This window comes from Microcoleus sp. Pol12B4 (assembly GCF_036701385.1).
Classification (GTDB): Bacteria; Cyanobacteriota; Cyanobacteriia; order Cyanobacteriales; family Microcoleaceae; genus Microcoleus.
In genome coordinates this window covers 1-1438 of the sequence record NZ_JAUBQR010000439.1, presented here as the reverse complement: position 1 = coordinate 1438, position 1438 = coordinate 1, and the positions used below count along the sequence as shown (strand labels likewise).

Sequence of the window (1438 nt, the reverse complement as noted above, 5' to 3'; positions counted from 1 at the left end):
CAATACTTCGGACAGTTTTTAAGCAGCGAGAGTACCATAGGATAGGACTGACGGAAGGTTAGGGTGATTTAAAATTAAATTCCGGTCTAAATCTAACTTATCAATAAAGGTGTAAAGTATATGCCTATTGAATTCACGGCGTTTATAAGAGGTCATGGAAAACACGAATGGCTTGGGAGATGAATGACGATTATCAGCTTCATATTTGGCTAAATTTAAAGCAATTAGACTGGCGTTAAAATGAAAATCAAGGCATTGACAACTACGAGATTGACAATTGGATAAGCCCGTAAATTGTTTGGCATCACGAAAAATAAACTCAATCTGAAAACGAGCCTGATAATACTCAAGTATTTGCTCACCCGTCAGCTCGATATCAGTGCTGAATAATAAAATATTTTTGATTTTACCATTGGGTTGGAGTTCTGAAAGACAAGCTAAACGTATTTTGCATTTTCAAGAAACACTCCATACTACTAATGAGTAAAGCTTAACTCCCGGTTGAAATTCTTTGATGAAGGTTAAGTTTTTTAACTTATTACATTCTACTTTTCCATCGTATTTACGAGGTGCACCTATTTTATTTTTTTCACCTGTATAGAGGTACTTTAAGTTGGCATCTGAGCGTAATTTACTAATCAAATTTAAATTTGAATTTCGTACAGCATCCCAGAACTTAGCGCGGCAATAATAACCATCAGCTACCAAATAGCGTACAGATTCTGGCAATAAAGAACGGGTTTTTTTTAAATGTTGAGCATAGTCGTCAACTCTTGTTATCTCAGGCGTTGAGCATAGTCGTGCTTTTTTTTTAGTTGGTTTTTTTGATTTTCTTTTCCTTTGAGCAGTGAGGGGATTTTTGGGTAGTTCTGTGGGAGGACGCCAGGGTGTTTGTTGTACACTCACACTATAAGACAAATGAGTTTCGACTTCGACCACAGAAATTACAGAAATTTCTAATCCCTCTTCTGGTCTGCCAGCTACACCATTATAAAAGCTAGCTTTCCCTTCAGTTTTTTTGCCACTCTTGTCAATAAATGAACAATCGATTACAGCAATAATAGTTTGCTCAGAATCCAAGGCTTTATTGATAAAGTATTGATTAAATTCTGCGAAATCAAAGTTTTTCAAAAAATGCCGACGATAAGTTTTTTCACTCAACGAACTGTAACGGCTCAGATTGGTAAAGTTTACCTTGCCATAAACAAGCAATATGGTGGAAAACAAGGTCACCATAAACTTTTTTTGGGATTGACTAATCCCTGACATTTGTTGTAAAATTGATTCTAGAATATTCATCAGGCATTTTTTTAAGTTCGTCTATTTTTTGAGCTTAATCTAAAAAGTGCCTTTTTTTGGGAGTTTCGGTTAAAATTCCAGGGATTTTTTGTCTCTGTTCGGGGAGCGTCCCTGTTCCAAAACTGTCCGAAGTATTGAT

General features: G+C 35.9%; 2 protein-coding genes. Both read right to left on the bottom strand.

What is annotated here, in order from left to right; translation table 11 throughout:
* Positions 1 to 18: 18 nt before the first annotated feature.
* Positions 19 to 375: a hypothetical protein gene (locus tag QUA38_RS28875; protein WP_333167945.1), complete on the bottom strand. Its 357-nt coding sequence runs from the start codon at positions 373 to 375 to the stop codon at positions 19 to 21.
* A gap of 81 nt (positions 376 to 456) precedes the next feature.
* Positions 457 to 1299: a transposase gene (locus tag QUA38_RS28870; RefSeq protein WP_333167943.1), complete on the bottom strand. Its 843-nt coding sequence runs from the start codon at positions 1297 to 1299 to the stop codon at positions 457 to 459.
* Between the last annotated feature and the right edge of the window lie 139 nt (positions 1300 to 1438).